The 22,065-nt window shown below is 72.7% G+C and carries 23 protein-coding genes; 7 read left to right on the forward strand and 16 right to left on the reverse strand.

Going from position 1 to position 22,065, the window contains the following annotated elements; translation table 11 throughout:
- Positions 1–32: 32 nt before the first annotated feature.
- Together ACQ1X7_RS05970 and ACQ1X7_RS05975 are read left to right on the forward strand one after the other, a co-directional pair.
- A complete protein-coding gene (locus tag ACQ1X7_RS05970) occupies positions 33–386 on the forward strand; it encodes a hypothetical protein (protein WP_432477251.1) in 354 nt (117 codons plus the stop codon).
- Positions 387–392: 6 nt separating this feature from the next.
- On the forward strand, positions 393–1,718 hold the full coding sequence (locus tag ACQ1X7_RS05975; RefSeq protein WP_432477252.1) for a hypothetical protein: 1,326 nt from the start codon (positions 393–395) through the stop codon (positions 1,716–1,718).
- On the opposite strand, the gene ACQ1X7_RS05980 is transcribed toward ACQ1X7_RS05975, so the two are convergent.
- Positions 1,697–2,896, reverse strand: a complete 1,200-nt coding sequence (locus ACQ1X7_RS05980; protein WP_432477253.1) for an AAA family ATPase — start codon at positions 2,894–2,896, stop codon at positions 1,697–1,699. The two genes, ACQ1X7_RS05975 and ACQ1X7_RS05980, sit on opposite strands and share 22 nt — an antisense overlap.
- A gap of 3 nt (positions 2,897–2,899) precedes the next feature.
- Positions 2,900–3,589, reverse strand: a complete 690-nt coding sequence (locus ACQ1X7_RS05985; protein ID WP_432477254.1) for a hypothetical protein — start codon at positions 3,587–3,589, stop codon at positions 2,900–2,902.
- Between the two features lie 102 nt (positions 3,590–3,691).
- On the opposite strand from ACQ1X7_RS05985, the gene ACQ1X7_RS05990 reads away from it, so the two are divergent.
- Entirely contained in the window at positions 3,692–3,958 is a 267-nt protein-coding gene (locus ACQ1X7_RS05990) for a helix-turn-helix domain-containing protein (RefSeq protein ID WP_432477255.1), read from the forward strand.
- A gap of 57 nt (positions 3,959–4,015) precedes the next feature.
- On the opposite strand, the gene ACQ1X7_RS05995 is transcribed toward ACQ1X7_RS05990, so the two are convergent.
- From ACQ1X7_RS05995 to sigE, 3 genes are all read right to left on the reverse strand, one after another.
- The gene (locus tag ACQ1X7_RS05995) at positions 4,016–5,293 is read right to left on the reverse strand and encodes a S1C family serine protease (RefSeq protein WP_432477256.1); all 1,278 of its coding nucleotides are present in this window, start codon (positions 5,291–5,293) and stop codon (positions 4,016–4,018) included.
- A gap of 66 nt (positions 5,294–5,359) precedes the next feature.
- Positions 5,360–5,791 (reverse strand): hypothetical protein, encoded by a 432-nt coding sequence (locus ACQ1X7_RS06000; RefSeq protein ID WP_432477257.1) that lies wholly within the window; start codon positions 5,789–5,791, stop codon positions 5,360–5,362.
- Entirely contained in the window at positions 5,788–6,381 is a 594-nt protein-coding gene (gene sigE / locus ACQ1X7_RS06005) for an RNA polymerase sigma factor SigE (RefSeq protein WP_432477258.1), read from the reverse strand. Before sigE ends, ACQ1X7_RS06000 begins: the two co-directional genes overlap by 4 nt.
- A 125-nt stretch (positions 6,382–6,506) precedes the next feature.
- Between sigE and ACQ1X7_RS06010 the strand changes: the two genes are divergently transcribed.
- On the forward strand, positions 6,507–7,220 hold the full coding sequence (locus ACQ1X7_RS06010; protein WP_432477259.1) for an O-methyltransferase: 714 nt from the start codon (positions 6,507–6,509) through the stop codon (positions 7,218–7,220).
- Positions 7,221–7,752: 532 nt separating this feature from the next.
- Here the strand turns inward: ACQ1X7_RS06010 and ACQ1X7_RS06015 are convergent.
- From ACQ1X7_RS06015 to ACQ1X7_RS06025, 3 genes are read right to left on the reverse strand one after another with little or no spacing between them, the layout of a single operon-like run.
- The gene (locus ACQ1X7_RS06015) at positions 7,753–8,091 is read right to left on the reverse strand and encodes a hypothetical protein (protein ID WP_432477260.1); all 339 of its coding nucleotides are present in this window, start codon (positions 8,089–8,091) and stop codon (positions 7,753–7,755) included.
- Entirely contained in the window at positions 8,088–9,638 is a 1,551-nt protein-coding gene (locus ACQ1X7_RS06020; RefSeq protein ID WP_432477261.1) for a leucyl aminopeptidase family protein, read from the reverse strand. Before ACQ1X7_RS06020 ends, ACQ1X7_RS06015 begins: the two co-directional genes overlap by 4 nt.
- A 7-nt stretch (positions 9,639–9,645) precedes the next feature.
- Complete coding sequence (locus ACQ1X7_RS06025; protein WP_432477262.1) at positions 9,646–9,813, reverse strand: DUF3117 domain-containing protein; 168 nt, start codon at positions 9,811–9,813, stop codon at positions 9,646–9,648.
- A gap of 139 nt (positions 9,814–9,952) precedes the next feature.
- On the opposite strand from ACQ1X7_RS06025, the gene ACQ1X7_RS06030 reads away from it, so the two are divergent.
- Positions 9,953–10,726, forward strand: coding sequence for a PaaX family transcriptional regulator (locus ACQ1X7_RS06030; RefSeq protein WP_432477263.1), 774 nt, complete (start codon positions 9,953–9,955; stop codon positions 10,724–10,726).
- Positions 10,727–10,871: 145 nt separating this feature from the next.
- Entirely contained in the window at positions 10,872–11,666 is a 795-nt protein-coding gene (locus ACQ1X7_RS06035; RefSeq protein WP_432477264.1) for an enoyl-CoA hydratase-related protein, read from the forward strand.
- Positions 11,667–11,675: 9 nt separating this feature from the next.
- Here ACQ1X7_RS06035 and ACQ1X7_RS06040 read toward each other — a convergent pair whose 3' ends face one another.
- The 7 genes from ACQ1X7_RS06040 to ACQ1X7_RS06070 all read right to left on the reverse strand — a co-directional run bounded on the left by ACQ1X7_RS06040 (position 11,676) and on the right by ACQ1X7_RS06070 (position 19,644).
- A complete protein-coding gene (locus ACQ1X7_RS06040; RefSeq protein ID WP_432477265.1) occupies positions 11,676–12,470 on the reverse strand; it encodes a M14 family zinc carboxypeptidase in 795 nt (264 codons plus the stop codon).
- On the reverse strand, positions 12,467–12,889 hold the full coding sequence (locus ACQ1X7_RS06045; RefSeq protein ID WP_432477266.1) for a hypothetical protein: 423 nt from the start codon (positions 12,887–12,889) through the stop codon (positions 12,467–12,469). The genes ACQ1X7_RS06040 and ACQ1X7_RS06045 overlap by 4 nt, the downstream gene beginning before the upstream one ends.
- A 14-nt stretch (positions 12,890–12,903) precedes the next feature.
- Positions 12,904–13,197, reverse strand: coding sequence for a DivIVA domain-containing protein (locus tag ACQ1X7_RS06050; RefSeq protein ID WP_432477267.1), 294 nt, complete (start codon positions 13,195–13,197; stop codon positions 12,904–12,906).
- Positions 13,198–13,206: 9 nt separating this feature from the next.
- Entirely contained in the window at positions 13,207–13,956 is a 750-nt protein-coding gene (locus ACQ1X7_RS06055) for a TIGR00730 family Rossman fold protein (protein ID WP_432477268.1), read from the reverse strand.
- The gene (gene dapE / locus ACQ1X7_RS06060) at positions 13,953–15,017 is read right to left on the reverse strand and encodes a succinyl-diaminopimelate desuccinylase (RefSeq protein WP_432477269.1); all 1,065 of its coding nucleotides are present in this window, start codon (positions 15,015–15,017) and stop codon (positions 13,953–13,955) included. Before dapE ends, ACQ1X7_RS06055 begins: the two co-directional genes overlap by 4 nt.
- Positions 15,018–15,053: 36 nt before the next feature.
- Complete coding sequence (gene ileS, locus ACQ1X7_RS06065) at positions 15,054–18,302, reverse strand: isoleucine--tRNA ligase (protein WP_432477270.1); 3,249 nt, start codon at positions 18,300–18,302, stop codon at positions 15,054–15,056.
- Between the two features lie 334 nt (positions 18,303–18,636).
- Complete coding sequence (locus tag ACQ1X7_RS06070; protein WP_432477271.1) at positions 18,637–19,644, reverse strand: hypothetical protein; 1,008 nt, start codon at positions 19,642–19,644, stop codon at positions 18,637–18,639.
- Positions 19,645–19,826: 182 nt separating this feature from the next.
- Between ACQ1X7_RS06070 and ACQ1X7_RS06075 the strand changes: the two genes are divergently transcribed.
- Entirely contained in the window at positions 19,827–20,381 is a 555-nt protein-coding gene (locus tag ACQ1X7_RS06075) for a DinB family protein (RefSeq protein ID WP_432477272.1), read from the forward strand.
- 30 nt (positions 20,382–20,411) lie between these two features.
- On the opposite strand, the gene aceB is transcribed toward ACQ1X7_RS06075, so the two are convergent.
- Positions 20,412–22,016: a malate synthase A gene (aceB, locus tag ACQ1X7_RS06080; RefSeq protein ID WP_432477273.1), complete on the reverse strand. Its 1,605-nt coding sequence runs from the start codon at positions 22,014–22,016 to the stop codon at positions 20,412–20,414.
- Positions 22,017–22,065: the final 49 nt, after the last annotated feature.

Raw genomic sequence — 22,065 nt, forward strand, 5'->3', positions numbered from 1 at the left:
GGGTCGCCGCCCCGACAACGAGAGGACCGATCGTGCGAGGTGCCGTGCTGGCCGTGGCCGGCCTGCTGACCGTGCTCGCCCTGGGCGGGTGCAGCGAGGAGCCGAGCGAGGCGCAGGAGGGCGGTAGCGGGACCTCGGTCACCCTGACCTTCGAGGACGGCGAGGCACCCGCTCCCGAGCGTGTCGAGGCCGGCGTCGGCGAGGAGATCGAGGTGATCGTGAAGTCCGACACCGAGGGTGAGCTGCACGTCCACTCCGACCCCGAGCAGGAGCTCGACTACGGCGCCGGCACCACCACCCTCAGGCTCACCGTCGACCAGCCCGGCGTCGTCGAGGTGGAGTCGCACGAGCTCGACACCGTCGTCCTCCAGCTCGAGGTCAGCTAGATCGTCGTGGACGACCGGTCGACGCTGGCCCACGGGCTGGGCGGTCCCGCCGACCTGCCCATCCCGCCGCAGCTGGCGATCGCGGGCGCGGTCGCCGCGCTCGTGCTCTCGTTCACGGTGCTGTCGGTGGCGTGGCGCACCGCGCGGTTCGAAGGTGCGAGGTCCGGACGGCCCGCGCCGGAGTGGCTGGCACGGGTGGTGGACTCCCGGGGGTGGGCCGTGGCCCTCCGCGTCGTGGGCGTGGTCCTCGCCGGGTACGTCGCCGTGGCGGCGGTGTTCGGCCAGGACCTGCTGACGAACCCCGTCTTCGGCATCTTCTACGTGTGGTGGTGGGTCGGCCTGGTCCCCGCCTCGGTGCTGCTGGGTCCGGTGTGGCGGGCGATCAGCCCCGTGCGCACCATCAACGCAGCCGTCGCCCGGCTCACCGGCGGCGACCCGGAGCGCGGGGTCCGCGACTACCCCGAACGGCTCGGCTACTGGCCCGCCGCGATCGGCCTGTTCGCGTTCGTCTGGATGGAGCTGGTCTACCCGCACTCCACCGAGCTCGGCCCGGTCCGGCTCTGGATGGCGGTGTACGTCGCCGCGATGCTGCTCGGCGGGGCGCTGTTCGGGTCGTCGTTCTACCGGTTCGGCGACCCGTTCGAGGTGTTCTCGACGCTCTGCGGGAAGCTGTCGGTCTGGGGGCGGCGCGACGGCGTCCTGGTCGTCCGCAGCCCGCTCGCCAACCTCGCCACCACCCGGGTCGCCCCCGGGCTGGTCGCGGTCGTGTCGGTGCTGCTCGGCAGCACCGCGTTCGACTCCTTCCGCGAGTCGCTCGCGTGGATCCGCTACCTGCAGGCGGCCGAGCTGCCGGCGTCCGTCCTCGACCTCGCGGCGTTGCTGACCTTCTGCGCGGGCGTGGCGCTGATCCTCGTCGTCGGATCGGTGGCCACCGGCGTCGACGACGAGACCCCCCGCTCGACGCTGCCGGGCCTGTTCGCGCACTCGGTGGTGCCGATCGTCGTGGGCTACTTCGTCGCCCACTACCTCAACTACTTCGTCGACGTCGGGTGGCAGACCCTGATGCAGGCCAGCGACCCGCTCGGCGCCGGCGCCGACCTGCTCGGCACCGCCGACCTGGCGCCGATCAGCGCCTTGTCCGCGCAGCCCACCCTGCTGGCGTCGATCAAGGTGGGCGCCGTCATCGTCGGGCACGTCGTGGCGACGGTGGCGGCGCACGACCGCGCGCTCCAGGTGCTCCCCCCGCGCCACCAGATCACCGGCCAGCTCCCGATGCTGTTCGCGATGATCGCCTTCACCGTCGGTGGGCTCTACCTGCTGTTCGCGGCCTGACGCACGCCGAGCTCGGCGACGACGCCGGCGAGCGCACGGGTGAGCGCGGAGTCGCCGACCTCCTGGAGGGTCCGGCCGGCGAGCAGGGCCCGGTCGACCCCGGCCCTGTCGTCGGGGAGGAAGTGCACCCGCTCGGGAGGCACCAAGGTGTGGAGCATCCGGACGATGTCGCGCTCGGACCACCCGAGGGTCGGTCGCATCCGGTTGACGAGCACCCGTACCGGCGCCGGCGGGCCCACCTCGGCCAGCTCCACCAGGCCCCGCGCCAGTCGGGAGAGCCCGACCGGGTCGGCGCTGCCGACGACCACCACCTCGTCGGCCGCGGCGAGACCGGCGAGCGTCATCCGGTTGCGACCCGTGCGCCCGCCGACCGGGTCGAGCGCCAGGTCGTCCTCGAGGCAGAAGCCGGTGTCGACGACGACGTGCCCGTGCCCCTGCGCCACCTCGAGCAGGCGCTCGAGCACACCAGGGCGGATCTCCGGCCACCGGTCTGGACGGGGCAGCCCGGTGACCACGCTGAACCGGTGGTCGAGCGAGCGCGGCACTCCCGCGAACCGCTCCTCGAGCTGACCGGTCGCCACCAGCCGGGCGGCAGCGAGCAGGCCGGAGACCTCGTCGACCACGCCGAGCTGCTGGGCCACCGCCCCGCCGTAGGGGTCGGCGTCCACGAGCACGGTGCGGTGGTGGCGGCCGATCTCGGCGGCGAGGCCGACGGCGACGGTCGTCCGGCCCGGCGCCCCGGCCGGTCCCCACACCGCGACCAGCCGACCGTGGCGCGGGGGCGGGAGCGCCACCTCGGGCTGCTCGGACGGCACGTCGGGCACCCGGTCGTCGGCCGTGACCAGTTCGCCCAGCTCCTCGAGGGCGTCGTCGGCGAGCGTCGACCGGACCCCGATCCTGGTCGCCGCGAGCAGCACCGCGTCGCGGTCGGCGCCCCCGGGGAGGACCGCGACGGTGCGAACGCCGTACCCGCGCAGGTGGTCGACGGCCGCCGTGTCGAGGCCCGGGGCGTCGAGCCCCACCACGGCCACGTCGGCCTGACCTGCGGCGGCGGTCGCGATCAGGTCGGCCACGTCGACGCACCGCTTGAGGACCACCACGTCGGGACGGTCCGCGAGACCGGCGACGGCCGCCGACTCCCAGCCGGCGCCGGCGGCGAGCACCAGGACGACGACCACGGGTCAGCCCCGCGCCAGGATCGTCACCGTCGGCTGCTGGACCCGCGCCAGCCGGTCGAACCAGCGGTCGACGCCCGCCTGGTCGACGGCGAGCACCACCTGCTGGGTCCCGGTGAGGTCGTCGGGCGGCGGCACCGTGACCACGGTGACCTCGGTGAGCGCCGCGTCGGCGCACGCCGGGCAGCGACCCTCGGTCCGGAGGTAGACGTCGACGACGGACCCTGCTCCGACGCCCGGAGGGAGCCCGGCCGGGTCGACCGACACGGGGAGCTGCAGCACGCCTGCCTCCGCGGCGCTGCTGGTCGCCGAGCGCGGGAGCAGCTCGCCCGCCCCCACCTGCTGCCGCAGCCGGAGGTCGGCCGGAAGCGTCTCGTCGGCCGGGAAGTAGAGGCCGAGGTCGGCCGGGTCGACGAACCGGACCCGGCGTGCCTCGAGATCTGCTCCGGTCACCTCGTCGCCCGTCGCCATGTCGGCGGAGACCGCCCACACCGGCACGGAGTCGTCGGCGGCGGCCAGCAGCCGCGAGCCCGCGACCACGGACACCGCGACGATGAGCACGCCGATCCACAACCGTGGGTCGCGCCAGCCCGGCGTGGTCGCGCGGCCGGCGGCCGGCGGCTGGGCCGGCCCCCGCGCCGGCGCGGTGGTCGGTGTCGACGCAGGTGCCGACGAGAGGTCCCCGAGACTCGTCACCGGCACATCATGACCCGACGGGGCGTCGTCGGCCAGCCGTCTCTCCACAGCCGACGGGGTGTGCGTACCGCGCCGGCCGCCCGGAGTGCGACGATGACCCGCATGCCGGACTCGCCGCGCTTCCTGACCCTGGCCGACGTGGCCGAGGTGCTCAACACCTCCGTGGCCCAGGTCTACGCGCTCGTCCGGCGCGGCGACCTGCCCGCCATCAAGATCGGCGGCCGGGGTCAGTGGCGGGTCGAGGCCGAGCAGCTCGAGGGCTACATCACCCGGATGTACGACGAGACCCGCAGCTACGTCGACACCCACCCGTTCGTCGACCCCGAGGGACGCCCGCTCGACGGCGACGAGGTCCCGCCCGCCGACTGACCGGGCTGTCAACGCGTGCCGACGCCACTCGCGCAGCGCCCGGCTTCCCCCCGGGCCTCAGCCCGTCTCGGCTCCGAGCCGGACCTCCACCGTCTGCTCCTCACCATCGCGGGTGAGGGTGAACTCGATCGTCTCGCCGGGCTGGTAGGAGCGGATCGCGACGATCAGCGCGATGCCGTCGGTCACCCGCAGTCCGTTCACCTCGGTGATGACGTCGCCCACCTCGAGGCCGCTCTGCTCGGCCGGTGTGTCGGCCATGACCTCGTCGATCCGCGCCCCCTGGACCTCGCTGGGACCACCGGTCTGGACCTGGGCGCCGATCACCGGGTAGCGGGCCTCTCCCGTGCGCAGGATCTGGTCGGCGGTGACCCGGACCTGCTCGATGGGGATCGCGAAGCCGACGCCGATGTTGCCGCTGCGACCACCGAGGCCTCCGCCGGTGGTGGCGATGGCGCTGTTCACGCCGACCACCTGGCCCTGAAGGTCGACGAGCGGGCCGCCGGAGTTGCCCGGGTTGATCGCGGCGTCGGTCTGGACGGCGTTGATGTAGGAGGTGTCGTTGTTGGAGTCACCGGTGGTCACCGGCCGGTTCAAAGCACTGACGATGCCCGAGGTGACCGTCGAGCTCAGGCCGAGCGGGGAGCCGAACGCGACCACCGCCTCACCGACCGCGAGCCGGCGCGAGGAGCCGAGCGACGCCGGCGGCAGCCGTCGGGCGCTTCGGGAGTAGAGGACGGCGAGGTCGTAGACCGGGCTCCGGCCGACCACCTCGGCGTCGAAGGTGTTGCCGTCCTGGTCGACGAGCTGGATCGGGCCGTCGCCCTCGTCGGCCTCCTGGACGACGTGGTTGTTGGTGATCACGTGTCCCTGGCGGTCGAGCACGAACCCGGAGCCGGTGGCCCCACCCGCCTGCCCGTCGAGCTCGGCGCGGATCTGCACCGTGCTGGGCAGCAACTGGTCGGCCACCGCGACCACCGACCGGTTGCCGGCCGTGAGGGGGGCTCGCTCCCGGGTGTCGACGCCCTCCAGTCCGTCGTCGACGATCCCGGGCGCATCCGGGACGTCGCCGACGAGCATCGCTCCGCCGACGCCGCCGAGGAGGCCGACGACCAGGGCGAGCCCGACCACCACCGGCCAGACCCAACCGGCGGGCTGGGCGCGGCGGGGCGCCGCCGGCATCGGCCGGGTCTGCGGACCCCAGCCGGGCGGCGGCAGGTGGGCCGGGGGAAGCCACGCAGCACCCCCGGGACCGACCGGGGGCCGGCTCAGGGGCTGGGTGGGCTCGACGTCGCCGCGCGGCTCGCGCGACGGCGGGCCCTCGTGGTGGTCGCTCACCGCCACAGTCTCCCCCACGGCCGGTGAGATGCCCAACGGCCGGCCGGCAGCGGCCGGACCTGCACGTCAGCGCCGGTCGGTGTCCGGGGCGCGCATCGGCAGCGGCTGCGGTGCCTCGGAGCCGGAGAAGTTCGTCGCCGGCGCACGGCGGTCGGGGGCGGGCGCGTCGGCGCCGGCGACCATCCCGAGGACCACCACGCCGAGCACCGCGACCCCGGCGGCCGATCCGCCCAGGACGACCCGGCTGGGACGGCGAGCCGGTTCGACGGGGAGGGCGGGGGCCGTCGCCGGCAGCGGGCCCATCAGCGACCCCTTCAGGTGCGACGGGGCGGAGGTCCCCCCGAGCGTGGAGAGCCGGGTCTTGACCCAGCCCTCGCGCTCGACGGCGTCGCGGCAGACGTGGCACAGGTGGACGTGGGCCCACGCGCGGTCGGTCTCGACCTGCGAGAGCTGCCCGTCGAGGAGCGCGCTCACCCGGGACCCGAGGTGCCCGATCATGCGTACCCCTCCGACGCGAGGGACGGACCGGAGTAGCGCACCCGGCCGGCGACCGGTGCCCGGTGGGCCAGCGCCCGGCGCAGCATCGCCCGCCCCCGGTGGATGCGGGAGCGGACGGTGCCGAGCTTGGCGCCGAGGATGTCGGCGATCTCCTCGTAGGAGAGGCCCTCGACGTCGCAGAGCACCACGGCGGCGCGGAACTCCGGCGGCAGGGCCGCGAGGGCCCGCTCGACGTCGTCGTCGAAGAGCCGGTCGGCGACGGCGGCGTCGGGGGCCGGGCCGGGGCTGCGCAGCGTGCCTGCGCGCTCGTCGGACAGGGCGTCGAACCGGATCCGCTGACGGCGACGTGCCTGGTCGAGGAACAGGTTGGTGGTGATCCGGTGGAGCCAGCCCTCGAAGGTGCCCGGGGTGTAGGTGTGCAGGCTGCGGAAGACGCGGACGAAGACCTCCTGGGTGAGGTCCTCGGCGTCGTGCCGGTCACCGGTCAACCGGTAGGCGAGCCGGTAGACCCGGTCGGAGTGGCGCTCGACGACCTCGTCCCACGTGGGGACCGGGTCGGAGGCCGACTGAGTCGGGTCCTCGGGCTTCATCGACACTGCCTTCACGGTGTTCAGCTGCGGACCTTTCTCACGCTAGGGGAACGGGCTGAGAGGAACCTGTGAGCGGGTCCCGGATGTCCTCTGAACGACCGGCGGTCGGCGCATGTTCCCGGTCGATGAGGATAGGGTCGGAATCGCCCGACCGCCCCGGGCGCCTGACCGAGGAGGCCACCATCACCACTCCCCTCAAGCCCGCCAGCTGGTCCTACGCGGAGGACTTCGTCGGCGAGGACGAGGTCCTCACCTCGGCCCGTGCCCGCGCCGAGGAGGTCGGGGTGGTGCCGATCGGCCCCGGCGGTGGCGCGGCCCTCCGCTTCCTCGCCTCGATCCTCGAGGCGCGCGCGGTGGTCGAGGTCGGCACCGGTACCGGCGTCTCCGGCATCTGGCTGCTGCGCGGGATGCGGGCCGACGGCATCCTGACCACCGTCGACATCGAGGCCGAGCACCAGCGGCTCGCCAAGGAGTCCTTCACCGAGGCCGGCATCGCCTCGCAGCGGGCCCGCACCATCCCCGGCGCAGCGCTCGACGTGCTGCCCCGGCTCACCGACGGCCACTACGACCTGGTGTTCTGCGACGGCGACAAGGCCGAGTACGACGACTACCTCACCGAGGCGCTGCGGCTGCTGCGACCCGGCGGCGTCGTGGCCTTCGACAACGCGCTCTGGCACGACCGCGTCGCCGATCCGGCGCAGCGCGACGAGGAGACGGTCGCGATCCGCGAGCTCGGCAAGCGGGTCGCCGACGACGAGGACCTCGTCGCGGTCCTGCTGCCGGTCGGCGACGGGCTGCTGGCGGCCAAGAAGCTCTGGTCGCCCGAAGCCGGGGAGTGACGGAGTCCCGACGCTGCGCCTGGCAGGGCGGTGCCGGGTGCGTTGGACCGCAGGCCCTGTGTCCCGGCCCAGCGCGCTGGCAGCACCCGCGCCACGCTGACGACGGCCCGGCCTCGTGAGCGACTCAGTGACGATGTCCGATCCGACGTTGGAGGTCGATCTCCACTCGGAGCTTGCGGGGAAGCGGCGCCCCGAGCTGCGTGATCGCACTCGCGTACGCCTCCAGTGCCGCGATCAGATCCGCGCGCAGGTCGTAGACATCGCATCGATGAGGGACGCCCTGAGCGGCGCGCAGTTGCGCGCGGGCACGGGTGACGTCCTCCAGGCAGACGGCGAGCAGTTCACGCTCAGCCCACCCGTCAGTGACTCGTGACGGCGACATGTGTACTCCGACCCTGCTCGCAAGGCCGACGCACCACGGTGCGGAAGCGTGACGGGCACCCTCGAGACTACGCGAGGTCTGGTTGCCGTCCCGTCGACAGGGGCCGCGCACCGCGGTGCGCACACGCGACCCGACCGTCCACGCCCGTGATCAGAAGCGGCTGGCGGCGCGGAAGCCGTCCTGGCCCTCGGCGACCGCGACCACCTCGCACTCCTCGATCAGGGTCGGCGCGCTGCCGATGATCTTCGACCCGGGCGACTCCGCGGCGCCCTGCGCGAAGCTGCGCTGGAAGTCCGAGCGCTCCTCGTCGCTGGCGAAGACGTAGCAGCCCTCGAACCACTGCCCGGGACGCATCCGCCAGGTCTTGAAGTGCAGGCCCCGCATGTCGGTGAATCGGGCGTGGGAGCTGTCGGCGACGTAGGTCCGCAGCTCCTCGACCACCTCGTCGGACGCCCCCTCGAGTGACCAGCGGACGGTGAGGCCCTTCACCGGCTCCCGCCTCCCCACGGGTCCGGGCCGGTGAGCCACTCGAGCAGCAGCCGCGCACCGAACCCGGTCGGCCCCGGGCTCCACTCGTCGCGCTCGCTGGGGGCGTCGCCCACCGACGCCACGTCGAGGTGGGCCCACGGCACGTCGCCGACGAAGTGCTGGAGGAACAGCGCCGCGCTGATCGCGCCGGCGTGCTTGGGGGCGTTGTCGGCGTCGGCCACCTTCGACTCGAGGTGGTGCTCGTAGTCGGCGACCAACGGCATCCGCCACACCTGCTCACCGGAGACGTCGCCGGCGCGGCGCAGCGCGTCCGCCAGCGGCTCCCGGTTGGCGAACAGGCCCCCGATCGACTGGCCCAGCGCCACCTTGATGGCCCCGGTCAGGGTGGCCACGTCGACGACGACCGCGGGGTCGAGCTCGGCGACGGCGTACGCCAGCGCGTCGGCCATCACCAGACGGCCCTCGGCGTCGGTGTTGGTCACCTCGCTGGTGCGACCGCCGTAGTGGCGGAGCACGTCGCCGGGGCGGATCGAGTCGGCCCCGACCGCGTTCTCGGCGGCGGCCACCAGGCCGGTGACCCGCAGCGGGCAGTCGAGCGCCGACAGCGCTGCGAGGACCGAGATGACCACGGCGCCGCCCGTCATGTCGCGCTTCATCGTGGTCATCGACTCGGCCGGCTTGATGGACAGGCCACCGGTGTCGAAGGTGATGCCCTTGCCGACCAGGACGACCCGGGGCGCCCTGCGACCGCCTCGCGGGACGTAGTCGAGCCGGATCAGCCGTGGCGGCGTGGCCGAGCCCTGCCCGACGCCCACGATGCCGCCGAAACCCTCGGCCGCCAGCGCCTTCTCGTCACGGACGTCGATGCGCAACCCGGCCAGGTGGGCGACCTCCTCGGCCTGCTCGGCGAGCCACTGCGGGTTCTTGATGTTGGACGGGACCGTGGCCAGCGTCCGGGCGCGCCAGCCGGCACCGCCGATCGTCAGGCCGCGCTGGAGCGCGTCGGCGAGATCGGCGTCGTCGGCCAGCCCGGCGAGGACGACCCGGCCCACCGGCCGTTGCTGCGGCCCGTCGGACCGCATGGTGAACGAGAACGACCCCAGCACCAGCCCGACCACGAACTGGCTCAGCCCGGCGGTGTCGGAGACGGCCGGCACCGACGTGGCCACCGCGTCGCGGTCACGAGTGACCCGGGCGAGGGCAGCGCCGGCACGTCGCAGGTCGGTCGTGGTCTGCTCGCCGACGCCGACGAGCAGCACCAGGCGCAGGGCCTCGTCGCCGGGCCCGCCGGAGGGCACCGGGACCGTGGTGACCTCCGTGGCCTTGCCCGTCGCACGGCTCGCCTCGAGCACGCCGAGCAGGTCGAGGCCCAGCGCCTCGCCCAGCTCGGCCGCGCCGGGGCCGAGCACGGCCGAGCCGTCGTCGGGTCCGGGCAGCACCGGCAGGGCCACGACCTCGACGCCCGACACGGCGTGCGGGCGCAGCGTGCTCAGCGCGAAGTCGGGCGGAGAGACCTGGGCCGGGATGGTCTGGAGCTCGGGAGGCACCACGGCGTCAGCTGGTGACGCCTTCGAGAGCCTGTCGCAGCTCGGCGGCCTCGTCGGCGTTGAGCTCCACGACGAGCCGGCCGCCCCCCTCGAGGGGTACGCGCATCACCAGGCCGCGTCCCTCCTTGGTGACCTCGAGCGGACCGTCACCCGTCCGGGGCTTCATCGCCGCCATCCGCGCACCTCTTCCTTGATGTTCTTCTCGTCGACGGGCGCGGCCACAGGAGCCGCGCCGCGTCGTATGCCGGTCCATTATCCCCCATGACCGGGGTGACGCGGACCACAGGGCGCGCCGAGGCTGGCACACTCCCTCCATGCACGCTCGGTCCGCGCTGTTCGACGTCTACGGCGACCACCTGCGGAGTCGGGGGAGCCAGGCGCCCGTCGCCGGGCTGGTCCAGCTCCTCGAGCCGGTCGGCATCCAGCCGCCCGCGGTGCGGACCGCGATCTCGCGGCTCGTCGCCCAACAGTGGCTGGAGCCGGTGCAGCTCGAGGCCGGCCGCGGCTACCGGGCGACCGGCCGGGCGATCCGGTGGCTGGACGAGGCGGGGGCGCGCATCTACCGCCGGGTCGACCAGACCTGGGACGGGCACTGGGAGCTGCGGCTGGTCGACCCGCCGGTCGACCGCGCGGCCCGCAACCGGCTGCGGGCCGACCTGACCTTCATCGGGTACGCCGAGCTGGCGCCGCAGGTGTGGGTGAGCCCGTTCCCGCGGGCCGAGCTGGACGAGGTGCTGAACCGGGCCGGGGCGACCGCCCGACGCGTGCGGGCCGACACGATCGAGCCCGCACCGGTGGACGCGTGGGACCTCGACGGGCTCGCGGCGGCGTACCGCGCCTTCGTCGGGAACGCCGACGCGCTGCTCCACCGGGCGGCCGACGCGGCCGGCGACCCCGACCGGGAGGCGTTCGCAGCGCGCTTCCACCTGGTCCACGAGTGGCGCAAGTTCCTCTTCACCGACCCCGGGCTGCCGGCGGAGCTGCTCCCGCCGGACTGGCCGGGACGCATCGCCGCCGAGCTGTTCACCAGCGAGGCCGAGCGGCTCAAGCCGGCCGCCGACCGCTACGTCGCCCACTGCCTGGACTGAGCAGCCGCGTGCGGAGCACGCGGCGTGGGCGAGGGAAGGTTGAGCAAGCCCGCGACCGAGCCTGCGAGGTCGCGTCAGGCGCGTCGAAACCCGGTGACGTACCCGCTCGCCTCAACCCTGTCACGGCTTCCGGCAGACTGCTCCCATGACGTCCGAACCCGTGCTCGTCGACCACACCGACGGCGTCGCCACCCTGACGCTGAACCGACCCGACGCCATGAACAGCCTCGACGTGGCCACCAAGGAGGCGCTGCTCGAGGCGGTCACGGCCGTGGGCGAGGACCCGGCGGTCCGGTGCGTCGTGCTGACCGGCAGCGGCCGAGCGTTCTGCGTGGGACAGGACCTCAAGGAGCACATCCAGCTGCTGAGGAGCGGCGCACGGGACACCCTGTTCAACACGGTCGACGAGCACTACAACCCGATCGTCTCGACGCTGGTGGCGATGCCGAAGCCGGTCGTGGCCGCCGTCAACGGGGTCGCGGCGGGCGCGGGGGCCAGCCTGGCGTTCGCGTGCGACCTGCGGATGCTCGCCGACACCGCCGGCTTCAACCTGGCCTTCGCCGGAGTCGCGTTGTCGTGCGACACCGGGTGCAGCTACCACCTGCAGCGGCTGGTCGGGCGGGCGAAGGCCATCGAGCTGCTCTACTTCCCCCGGACCGTCTCCGCGGCGGAGTCCCTGGAGCTGGGCCTCGCGACCCAGGTGGTCCCGGCCGAGGAGCTGCCGGCGCTGGTCGCCGGGACCGCCAAGGGTCTTGCCGCCGGCCCCACGGTCGCGCTCGGCGCGATGCGTCGCTCGGTCGCGTACGCCGCCGGCCACTCCTTCGACGAGGCCGTCGCGTTCGAGAGCGAGATGATGGCCCTCACCGGCGCGACCCACGACCACGCGGCTGCGGTCGAGGCGTTCGTCGCGAAGGAGACGCCGGTCTTCGAGGGCCGCTGACCCGTCGGCTCAGCGCAGCTGGTCGAGCTTGACCCGACGGGCCGAGAACACCCGGAGCACGCGACGGGGGGCGATCTTGCGCATCATCCGGCGGGACGGGTCGGCGCCGTACTCGGCGGTGAGCGCCGCGCCGTCGAAGCGGTGGTTGTACCACATCGTCATGGTCCCGTGGCACACGCCGCCGCAGTCGAACGTCTTGCGCGGGAGCCGCAGCTCGCGGGCCACCTTGCGGGCGAACCGGCGGCTCTTGGTGTCCTGGTCGACGCCGTAGAGCGGCTGGTGGAAGCTGATGATCCGGTGCGGCTCGACGTCCTTCAGGAACCGGATGACCGCGCGGGTCTCGGGCTCCGACCTCGGCCGCGGCCCGGACTCGTAGGCGCCGTCGAGGTCGGCCCAGCGGTAGGGGAAGTTGCGGTTGAGGTCGACGCCCCGGGCGTTCTTGCGGGTGCCCCGCGCGAGCCCGTCGGGGTTGTACGTCGGCACCACCCACAGGTTGACGCCCCGGATCGGCCGGCCCTCGCGCAGCGAGACCAGGATCCGCCGGGTGCGGGGCTCGTCGCCGTGCATCGTCGAGAACAGCACCACGGTCTTCTCGTCGCGCTCTCCCAGCCGGTAGGCCATGATCGGCCGCCCCCGCACCGACTCACCCAGCTTGCGGCGTCCGACCTGGGCGTCGGGGGGCGCGACGGCCGCCACCGTCCCCGCCCCGGACGGCAGGGTCGCGGCGGCGGACCCGGCCGGCGGCACCACGGCCACCAGCACGGCGGCCACGAGCGCCGCGATCGGGACGGAGGGCCGGGTCACACCAGTGAGGCGGCGTAGGCGTAGGTGAAGACCAGCACGCCCGCGAGCATGCCGAGGTGGGCGAGCAGCGAGAGCCCCGGGCCCTCCGACCATGAGTCCTCCTTGGCCTTGGTGGCGTGCTTGCCGCGGCTCGGGAGCCAGCGGACCAGGACCAGCAGTCCGGCCAGGGCCGTCACCCACCACAGCGCGATCGCGACGATGCCCATCACCTGGCCGCCCAACGGCGTCTCCTCGTCGGCGAACAGGTAGACCACCCAGCACGCCAGCGCCAGCGTGCCGGCGACGGTGTGCAGGTTGAGCAGGGCGGAGCCGACCTCCAGGCGCCCGGCGCCCCCCTCACCCCCGAGGCGCACCCTCGTCAGCACCACCACCACGGCCGCGAGTGCGGTGAGGATGTAGACGACGACCTCGATGGACACGGGGGCAGTGTGCCCTAGCCCGCGTCACCGTCGCCACGACCCGCCCGGGGTGGGTCGCCGCCCCGTTCGGCCTCCCGCTCGCGCGCCAGCCGGTCGAGCAGCGCGTCGACCTCGGACATGCGGTAGCCCCGGAAGGCCAGCGAGAACCGCACCCGGCGCAGGTCCTCGGCCCCGAGCGGTCCCTCGGCCGGAACGTCCGCGTCGGGCCGGTCGTCCCACGCCTCCACCATGGGGGTGCCGCGGCCCGCGGCCACCACGGCGATGGTGCCGAGGAGCAGCACCAGCAGGATCGCGAGGACCCAGAGCACGGCGTCCCCTCACTCCGACCGGTGCGGCGGCGGAGCGGGCAGCTCCTCGTCGCGCGCGCGCACCATCAGCTCGACGGCCTCGTCGACGTCGTCGGTGAGCACGAGCATCTGCAGGTCGCTCTCGGTGATCTTCCCCCCGGCCAGGACGGTGCCGCGGAGCCAGTCGACCAGCCCTCGCCAGTAGTCGACGCCCATCAGCACGACCGGGAACGACGTCACCTTCCGGGTCTGCACCAGGGTCAGCGCCTCGAACAGCTCGTCGAAGGTGCCGAGCCCACCGGGGAGCACCACGAAGCCCTGGGCGTACTTCACGAACATCGTCTTGCGGGCGAAGAAGTAGCGGAAGTTGATCCCGAGGTCGACGTACGGGTTGAGGCCGGCCTCGAAGGGCAGCTCGATCCCGAGCCCGACGGAGACACCGCCGGCCTCCTGCGCGCCCTTGTTGGCAGCCTCCATCGCGCCGGGACCGCCGCCGGTGATCACGGCGAACCCCGCCTCGACCAGCCGGCGCCCGACCTCCTCGCCCACGGCGTACGCCGGCGCGTCGGCGGCGGTGCGGGCGGACCCGAAGACACCGATCGCCGGCCCCAGCTCGGCCAGCGCGCCGAACCCCTCCACGAACTCGGCCTGGATGCGCAGCACCCGCCAGTAGTCGGTGTGGGTGTTGAGGTGCGTCCCGCGATCGAGCAGGCGCTGGTCGGCAGTGCTCTCGCCGACCGCGTCGCGCCGGGCCAGCGGGCCCCTCGACTGGCTCCTCACGGCGCACCGCCGAGCCAGGCGCGCAGCTGGAGCTCGCACCGCTCGATGTGCTCGACCGGCACGTGCTCCTCCTGCTTGTGCGCCAGCATCGGGTCGCCCGGACCGAAGTTGACCGCGGGGACGCCGAGCGCGCTGAACCGGGCGACGTCGGTCCACCCGAACTTCGGGTTCACCGGGCCGCCCACGGCCTCCACGAACTCCTTCGCCGCCGGCAGTCCGAGTCCGGGCAGCGCCCCAGGGGCACTGTCGGTGACGGTCACCTCGAAGCCGTCGAAGAACTCACGCAGGAACTGCTCGGCCTCGGCCTCGGAACGGTCGGGCGCGAAGCGATGGTTGACGGTGACGACGCACTCGTCGGGCAGCACGTTGCCGGCGACGCCGCCGGTGATGAACACCGCGTTGAGGCCCTCGCGGTACTCCAGGCCGTCGATGACCGGACGGCGCGGCTCGAACGCGTTGAGCCGGGCGAGGACCTCGCCGGCGCCGTGGATCGCGTTGACGCCCTTCCAGCTGCGCGCGGCGTGGGCGCGCTCCCCGGTGGTCCGGACGTCGACGCGCATCGTGCCCTGGCAGCCCGCCTCGACCACCGCGTCGGAGGGCTCCATGAGGATCGCGAAGTCGGCCTCCATCAGGTCCGGACGGCTCTCACCGAGCCGGCGCAGCCCGTTGAACTCGTCCTCGATCTCCTCGGCGTCGTAGAGGATGAAGGTGACGTCCCGGACCGGCTCGGGGACGGTCGCGGCGAGCCGCAGGATGACGGCGTCGCCACCCTTCATGTCGCAGGACCCGAGGCCGTGGAGGACGCCGTCCTCCAGCCGCGAGGGCAGGTTGCGGTTGACGGGCACGGTGTCGAGGTGGCCCGCGATCACGACCCGTTCCGGGCGGCCCAGGTCGGTGCGCGCGACCACGGTGTGGCCGTGGCGGCTGACCGTCAGGTGGTCGAGCGTGCGGAGCGCGTCCTCCACGTCGTCGGCGATCTGCTGCTCGTCGCGGCTCACCGACTCGATGTCGACGAGCTGCCGCGTGAGCGACACGGCGTCGGCGGTCAGGTCCAGGGTCATGCCACCATCCAACCAGTCCGCCGTCGGGGCAGGGCCTCAGGACCGGACGACGCGCACCGCCGTCTCCGCGGCCTCCTCGTAGGCCACCGACGTCGCCAGCGTCTCCCCCACGACCAGCGGCTCGTGGGCCCGGGCAGCCGCCACCACGTCGTCGGGGCCGGCCACGGTGAGCGCGATCCGGTCGGAGACGTCGAGGCCCGCGTCACGACGGGCCTGCTGCACCGTGCGGACCAGGTCGCGGGCGACGCCCTCGGCCTCCAGCTCCGGCGTGAGCGCGGTGTCGAGCACCACGAACCCGCCCCGGGGCAGCACCGCGGTCGCCGAGCCGCCGGTCGCGTCGCCCGCCACCGTCTCCAGGGTGTACTCGCCCTCCTGCAGCGCGAACCCGCCCGCGGTCACGGTGCCGTCGGGGGCCACCGACCAGTCGCCCGCCTTCGAGCCCCGGATGACGGCCTGCACGTCCTGGCCCAGTCGCGGCCCAGCGGTGCGCGCGTTGACGGTCAGCCGCTGCTCCACGGCGTACGCCGCGGCGTCCTCGGACCCGGCCTGCACCAGCCGGACCTGCTTGACGTTGAGCTCGTCGGCCAGGACCGGTTCGAAGCCGCCCAGCGCGGCGACGTCGTCGACCACGACGGTGAGCGACGCCAGCGGCAGCCGGGTGCGGAGGGCGTGCGCCTTGCGGAGTGCCAGGCCGGCCGAGGCCACGTCGCGCACCTCGTCCATCGCGGCGACCAGCTTGTCGTCGCGGGGCAGCTCCTCGGGCTCCGGCCAGTCGCAGAGGTGCACCGAGCGCTCGCCCGTCAGCCCCCGCCAGACCTCCTCGGCCACCAGCGGCATCAGCGGCGCGGTCACCCGGCACACCGTCTCCAGGACCGTCCAGAGGGTGTCGAACGCCTCCGCGCCGCTCTGCCCGTCACTGGCCCAGAACCGGTCGCGCGAGCGGCGGATGTACCAGTTGGTGAGCACGTCGAGGAAGGTGCGGGTCGCGTCGCACGCGCCCGCGACCTCGTAGTCGTCGAGCAGCTGGGTCATCTCGGCGACGTACTGCCGGAGCTTGGCGAGGACGTAGCGGTCCATCACGTGCTCCGAGGCGGTGCTCCGGGTGGCGTCGTGACCAGCCGCGTTGGCGTAGAGCGCGAAGAACGACCAGCTGTTCCACAGCGGGATCAGCACCTGTCGCACCGACTCGCGGATGCCCTGCTCGGTCACGACCAGGTTGCCGCCCCGCAGGATCGGGCTCGACATCAGGAACCAGCGCATCGCGTCGGCGCCGTCGCGGTCGAAGACCTCGCGGACGTCGGGGTAGTTGCGCAGGCTCTTCGACATCTTCTGGCCGTCGGAGCCGAGCACGATGCCGTGGCTGACGCAGGTCTCGAACGCCGGCTTGTCGAAGATCGCGCCCGCCAGCACGTGCAGCGTGTAGAACCAGCCCCGGGTCTGGCCGATGTACTCGACGATGAAGTCACCCGGGAAGTGGTGCTCGAACCAGTCCTCGTTGTCGAACGGGTAGTGCACCTGGGCGAAGCTCATCGAGCCGGAGTCGAACCACACGTCGAGCACGTCGCTGACCCGGCGCATCGTCGACCGGCCCGTGGGGTCGTCGGGGTTGGGGCGGGTCAGCTCGTCGACGTACGGGCGGTGCAGGTCGGGGTGGCCGTCGCGGTCGCGCGGCAGCCGGCCGAAGTCGCGCTCGAGCTCCTCGAAGGACCCGTAGACGTCGATCCGGGGGTGGGCCGGGTCGTCGGACTTCCAGACGGGGACCGGCGAGCCCCAGAACCGGTTGCGGGTGATCGACCAGTCGCGCGCGTTTTCGAGCCACTTGCCGAACATGCCGTCGCGGATGTGGTCGGGCACCCAGCGGATCTGCTGGTTGAGCTCCACCAGCCGCTGCTTGACCGCCGTCACCTCGACGAACCAGGACGAGACGCCCTTGTAGATCAGCGGCTGCTTGCAGCGCCAGCAGTGCGGGTAGGAGTGGTCGTAGGACTCGCGACGCAGCAGCACCGTGCCGGGCGTGACGCTGCCGGCCTCCCCTGCGCCCCGGGTCGCCGCCTTGAGGTGGTCGATGATCTGCAGGTTGGCGTCGAAGACCAGCATCCCGGCGTAGTCGTCGACCGGGTGGGTGAACCGGCCGTCCTTGCCGACCGGCATCACCGCCTCGATGCCCTCGCGGTCGGTGATCTCCTTGTCCACCTCACCGAACGCGCCGGCGGTGTGGACGACCCCGGTGCCGTCGGTGGTCGTGACCGCGTGGTCGGCGGCGACGACCCGGAACGCGCGGGGCCGGCCCAGGTAGTAGGAGAACGGCGGGGTGTAGCTCCGGCCGACGAGGTCGGCGCCGCGGTAGTGGCCGACCACCCGCGGCTGCTCGCCGTCCGGCGCGAGCTCGCGGGCGTACGCCGCCAGCCGCGGCTCGGCCAGCAGGTAGCGCGCCGTCCGGTCGGTGCCGGGCACCGCGGCCTCCACGACGACGTACTCGATGTCCGAGCCGACCATCACCGCGAGGTTGGACGGCAGCGTCCAGGGCGTGGTGGTCCAGACGAGGATGTGGGCGCCGTCGAGGACGGGGTCGGGGTCGCCGTCGGGCAGCGGGTCGAGCGGGAAGCCGACGGTCACCGCGGGGTCCTGCACGACCCGGTAGGTCTCGTCGTCCATCCGCAGCTCGTGGTTGGACAGCGGCGTCTCGTCCTGCCAGCAGTAGGGCAGCACCCGGAAGCCCTCGTAGACCAGCCCCTTGTCGTGGAGCTGCTTGAAGGCCCAGATCACCGACTCCATGAAGTCGGGGTTCATGGTCTTGTAGTCGTGGTCGAAGTCGACCCAGCGCGCCTGGCGGCGTACGTAGTCGCGCCACTCGCTGGTGTAGGCCATCACGGACTGGCGGCAGGCCTCGTTGAAGGTCTCGATCCCGAGCTCGAGGATCTCGTCGGTGGTCTTGATGCCCTTCTGCCGCATCGCCTCCAGCTCGGCCGGGAGGCCGTGGGTGTCCCACCCGAACCGGCGCTCGACCCGCTGGCCGCGCATGGTGCGGTAGCGGGGGATCAGGTCCTTGACGTAGCCGGTGAGCAGGTGGCCGTAGTGGGGCAGGCCGTTCGCGAACGGCGGGCCGTCGTAGAAGACGAACTCGTTGTCGCCGTTCTCGCCCGGGTCGCGCCGGTCGATGCTGGCCCGGAACGTGTCGTCGGCGTCCCAGTAGCGGAGCACCGCCTCCTCGATCGCGGGGAAGCGTGGGCTGGAGGGGACGCCGTCGAGGCCGGCGGTCGAGACCTTCGGGTAGGGCCGGGTCATGGGCGGTGCTCCTGCGTGGTCGTCATCTCGTCTGATCACGAGGACGACGTCTCCGCCGCGGTACCACCTCGCTTGCCGTCTCGCGACGACCGCTTCGTTCCGGGCTGTGACGGGCCCACCCGTCCGGTTCTAGTCACCCCTCGCGGGGCTTTCTTCCGGAGGCTCACCGCTGATGACGGCTCCGACGCCTGTGCCCCCAGCCTACGGCGCCCCTCCTCCCACCCGCCAACCGGTTTGGGCTGTGGATGATTTCTGGTAGTTCAGTGACGAATGGCCCCAATAACGGAAGGCGGAGGGGCCACGTGCCACTGGACTACCCGAATCCCCGCCTGATTCAGGCGGCGCGACGGTGCCGCAATAGTCGATCGCGGAGGTGCGGCGACAGGTGACGGCGGGCATCCACCGTGGTCGTGTCGACCCACCATCGCGGCGGATCGATCGTCCACAGGCTGTCCCCCTCGGCGCCGTAACGCGCGTTGGCGTAGGCCGTCTCGAGCCGCGACAGGAACGAGGTGTAGTAGTCGGTCTGGTCCGAGCCGAGCATGGTGACGTGCTCCAGGCCGAGCGAGCGGAACTCGCCCTCCCTGCGGACGTCCTTCGTGCGCTGTGCTCCGACCAGGTGCAGGTCTGAGTCGTACTCGCCGACCACGCCGGCCACCGGATCCAGCAGGTCTGGGGTACCGACGTGGCGGCCCCATCGGTCGAAGACCGGCACGTTGCACAGGGGTCGGGGCCGCTCCCCTTGTCGGGTCCACACCAGCCGCATCAGGGTCTCGCGCGGTGACCAGCTGTTCTCGTCGCCCAGCGCCACTGCCTCCCGCGCCAACCCGATGCCGGTCGGAGCCATCTGCGCGGCGACGTAGGCGGCGAGCTCGTCGAGCGTGACCAGGTCCGAGTACGCCGCCATGTCGACCGCGACGACGGCTGCCGTCAGGGTGTCGGCGAACCTCGCCTCGAAGCAGACCGACCTCAGCGAGCTGGTGATCACCAGTCCGTCGACGAAGCGACGCTCGTCGGCGGCCAGGAACTCCTGGCTGATCGCGATCCCGGGCTGTTGCAGCACGTGCCGGGCCGTGACCAGCGGCACCGGCCGCAGCACCGATCCGTCTCCGCTCGTACCCGTGAACCAGCGACCACCCTCCCAGCCCAGGGCGGCCCACCCGGTCACGGCCTCACCGGCGTACAGCAGCTCGGCGGCCTCGACCGTCCGCTGCTCTGGATCGTCTGCGTCGGTCGACGACGGGACGTGCAGTCCCCACGACGTGGTCCGCCAGCGACGTCCCCGTGCTTGCTTGCGGGTCGGCCCGCGTCCACCGCTCGGGTCCACCCGAACGGGCGCCACCAACCCCGGTCGGGCAGGATGGAAGGGCGGCGGCTCGAACACAGCCCAGATCCTCGCCGCACTGACCAGTCCGTGGGTTCGTCCTCCACAGGGATGCCCCGACCGGCCGGTAGTCCAGTGACAAGTGGCCCCTCAGCGGGTCCCGGCAGGGGCCACTTACCACTGGACTACCGTCACCATCCATGACCGACAACCAGCGGGTGTACGCCGACATGTGGGTGGATCCGGACGAGGACCCGCGGGGGCAGGGGTTCACGCACGGGGAGCGGGAGACGGTGCTCGAGTACCTCGACGACTACCGCAGGACGCTGGTGATGAAGTGCGAGGGGCTCACGCCCGAGCAGCTCGCGACCGCCAGCGTCCCGCCGTCGAACCTCTCGCTGCTCGGGCTGGTGCGGCACATGGCGGCGGTCGAGCAGAGCTGGTTCCGCCGGGTGATGGGCCGCGACCTCGCGCTCCCGCGGCTCTACGGCAAGTCCGAGGACCGCGACGCCGACTTCACCCGGGTCGAGCCCACCCAGGAGTGCGTCGACGAGGCGTTCGCGTCGCTGCGCCGCGAGATCGCGTACGCCGAGGAGTACGTCGCGGGGCAGACCGACCTCGGGGTCACCGGCACCCACGCCGACGGCGAGATCGAGCTTCGCCAGGTGCTGGTCCACATGGTCGAGGAGTACGCACGCCACTGCGGGCACGCCGACCTGCTGCGCGAGTGCATCGACGGCCGCACCGGCCAGTAGCCGGCACGGCCGCCGAGACGTCGGGTCGGGTCAGGGCATCCGCTCGTACGCCGGCAGGGTGAGGAAGTCGGCGTACTCGTCGGAGAGCGCCATCTCGCTGTAGAGCGCGCGGGCGTCGGCCCACCGACCGGAGTCGAAGGCCTCCTCGCCGACCTCGTCACGGATCCGCGCCATCTCGTCCTCGATGGCCCGCTCCACCAGCTCGGCCGTGACCGTCTGGCCGTCGGCGAGCTCGACGGAGTTCATCCGCCACTGCCACACCTGGCTGCGCGAGATCTCCGCCGTGGCGGCGTCCTCCATCAGCCCGAAGATCCCGACCGCTCCGGAGCCGCGGAGCCAGGACTCGAGGTAGCGGATGCCGACGGCGACGTTGTTGCGCAGCCCCTCCTCGGTGACCTCACCGGGGGTCGACTTCACGTCGAGCAGGTCGGCGGCGGTCACGGCGACGTCCTCGCGCAGGTTGTCGCGCTGGTTCGGCCTGTCGCCGAGCACCTTGTCGAAGGCGTCGCGGCAGGCATCGACCATGCCGGGGTGGGCCACCCACGAGCCGTCGAAGCCGTCGCCGGCCTCACGGGTCTTGTCCTCGGTGAGCTTCTTGAAGGCGAACTCGTTGCGCTCCTCGTCCTTGCTCGGGATGAACGCCGCCATGCCGCCAATCGCGTGCGCGCCGCGCTTGTGGCAGGTGCGCACCAACAGCTCGGTGTAGGCCCGCATGAAGGGCACGGTCATGGTCACCGAGTTGCGGTCGGGCAGGAGGTAGTCGGTGCCGCGGGTCCGGAAGCTCTTGATGACGCTGAACATGTAGTCCCAGCGTCCGGCGTTGAGCCCGGCCGAGTGGTCGCGCAGCTCGTAGAGGATCTCCTCCATCTCGAACGCCGCGGGGTAGGTCTCGATCAGCACGGTCGCCCGGATGGTGCCGCGCGGGATCCCCAGGAAGTCCTGGGCGAGGTTGAAGGCGTCGTTCCAGAGCCGCGCCTCGAGGTGCGACTCCATCTTCGGCAGGTAGAAGTAGGGGCCCTGGCCGCGATCGATCTGCTTCTGCGCGCTCGCGACCATGTAGAGCGCGAAGTCGACGAGCCCACCGCCGGTGCGCTCGCCGTCGACGAGGATGTGCTTCTCGGGCAGGTGCCAGCCGCGCGGTCGTACGACGATCGTGGCGAGCGGCTGGTCGGTCCGCAGCGCGTAGGACTTGCCCTCCGGGCTCGTGAAGTCGATGTTGCCGTCGATGGCGTCCCTCAGGTTGAGCTGTCCCTGGACGACGTTCTCCCAGAGCGGGGTGTTGGCGTCCTCCTGGTCGGCCAGCCACACCTTGGCGCCGGAGTTGAGCGCGTTGATGGTCATCTTCCGGTCGGTCGGGCCGGTGATCTCGACCCGCCGGTCCTCCAGCCCCGGCGCGGGGTCGGCCACCCGCCACGAGTCGTCCTCCCGGACGCCGCGGGTCTCCTCGAGGAAGTCGAGGGTGCCGCCCTCGGCGAGCTGCCGGAACCGTTCGCCCCGGCGCTCCAGCAGCTCCTGCCGGGTGCGTCCCAGCTCGCGGTGGAGCACGCCGATCAGCTCCAGCGCGCGCGGGCTCAGGATCTCCTCGAACCGGTCGTGGATCGGCCCGGTGACCTCGATGCCCTCAGGGGTGTCCATGGCACTGCCTCGCTTCCGTGGATGATCGTTCTTCCGTCATGTGGAACTC

Origin of the sequence: Nocardioides sp. GXQ0305, assembly GCF_050880345.1 — a bacterium.
Classification (GTDB): domain Bacteria; phylum Actinomycetota; class Actinomycetes; order Propionibacteriales; family Nocardioidaceae; genus Nocardioides.

Bases quoted from the DNA above. Each gene is read 5' to 3' on its own strand.
- ACQ1X7_RS05990 (WP_432477255.1), top strand. From the start codon at position 3,692: ATGCCGGACTCGCCGCGCTTCCTGACCCTGGCCGACGTGGCCGAGGTG.
- ACQ1X7_RS06000 (WP_432477257.1), bottom strand. From the start codon at position 5,791: ATGATCGGGCACCTCGGGTCCCGGGTGAGCGCGCTCCTCGACGGGCAG.
- sigE (WP_432477258.1), bottom strand. From the start codon at position 6,381: ATGAAGCCCGAGGACCCGACTCAGTCGGCCTCCGACCCGGTCCCCACG.
- ACQ1X7_RS06010 (WP_432477259.1), top strand. From the start codon at position 6,507: ATGAGGATAGGGTCGGAATCGCCCGACCGCCCCGGGCGCCTGACCGAG.
- ACQ1X7_RS06025 (WP_432477262.1), bottom strand. From the start codon at position 9,813: ATGGCGGCGATGAAGCCCCGGACGGGTGACGGTCCGCTCGAGGTCACC.
- ACQ1X7_RS06030 (WP_432477263.1), top strand. From the start codon at position 9,953: ATGCACGCTCGGTCCGCGCTGTTCGACGTCTACGGCGACCACCTGCGG.
- ACQ1X7_RS06035 (WP_432477264.1), top strand. From the start codon at position 10,872: ATGACGTCCGAACCCGTGCTCGTCGACCACACCGACGGCGTCGCCACC.
- dapE (WP_432477269.1), bottom strand. From the start codon at position 15,017: ATGACCCTGGACCTGACCGCCGACGCCGTGTCGCTCACGCGGCAGCTC.
- ileS (WP_432477270.1), bottom strand. From the start codon at position 18,302: ATGACCCGGCCCTACCCGAAGGTCTCGACCGCCGGCCTCGACGGCGTC.
- ACQ1X7_RS06075 (WP_432477272.1), top strand. From the start codon at position 19,827: ATGACCGACAACCAGCGGGTGTACGCCGACATGTGGGTGGATCCGGAC.
- aceB (WP_432477273.1), bottom strand. From the start codon at position 22,016: ATGGACACCCCTGAGGGCATCGAGGTCACCGGGCCGATCCACGACCGG.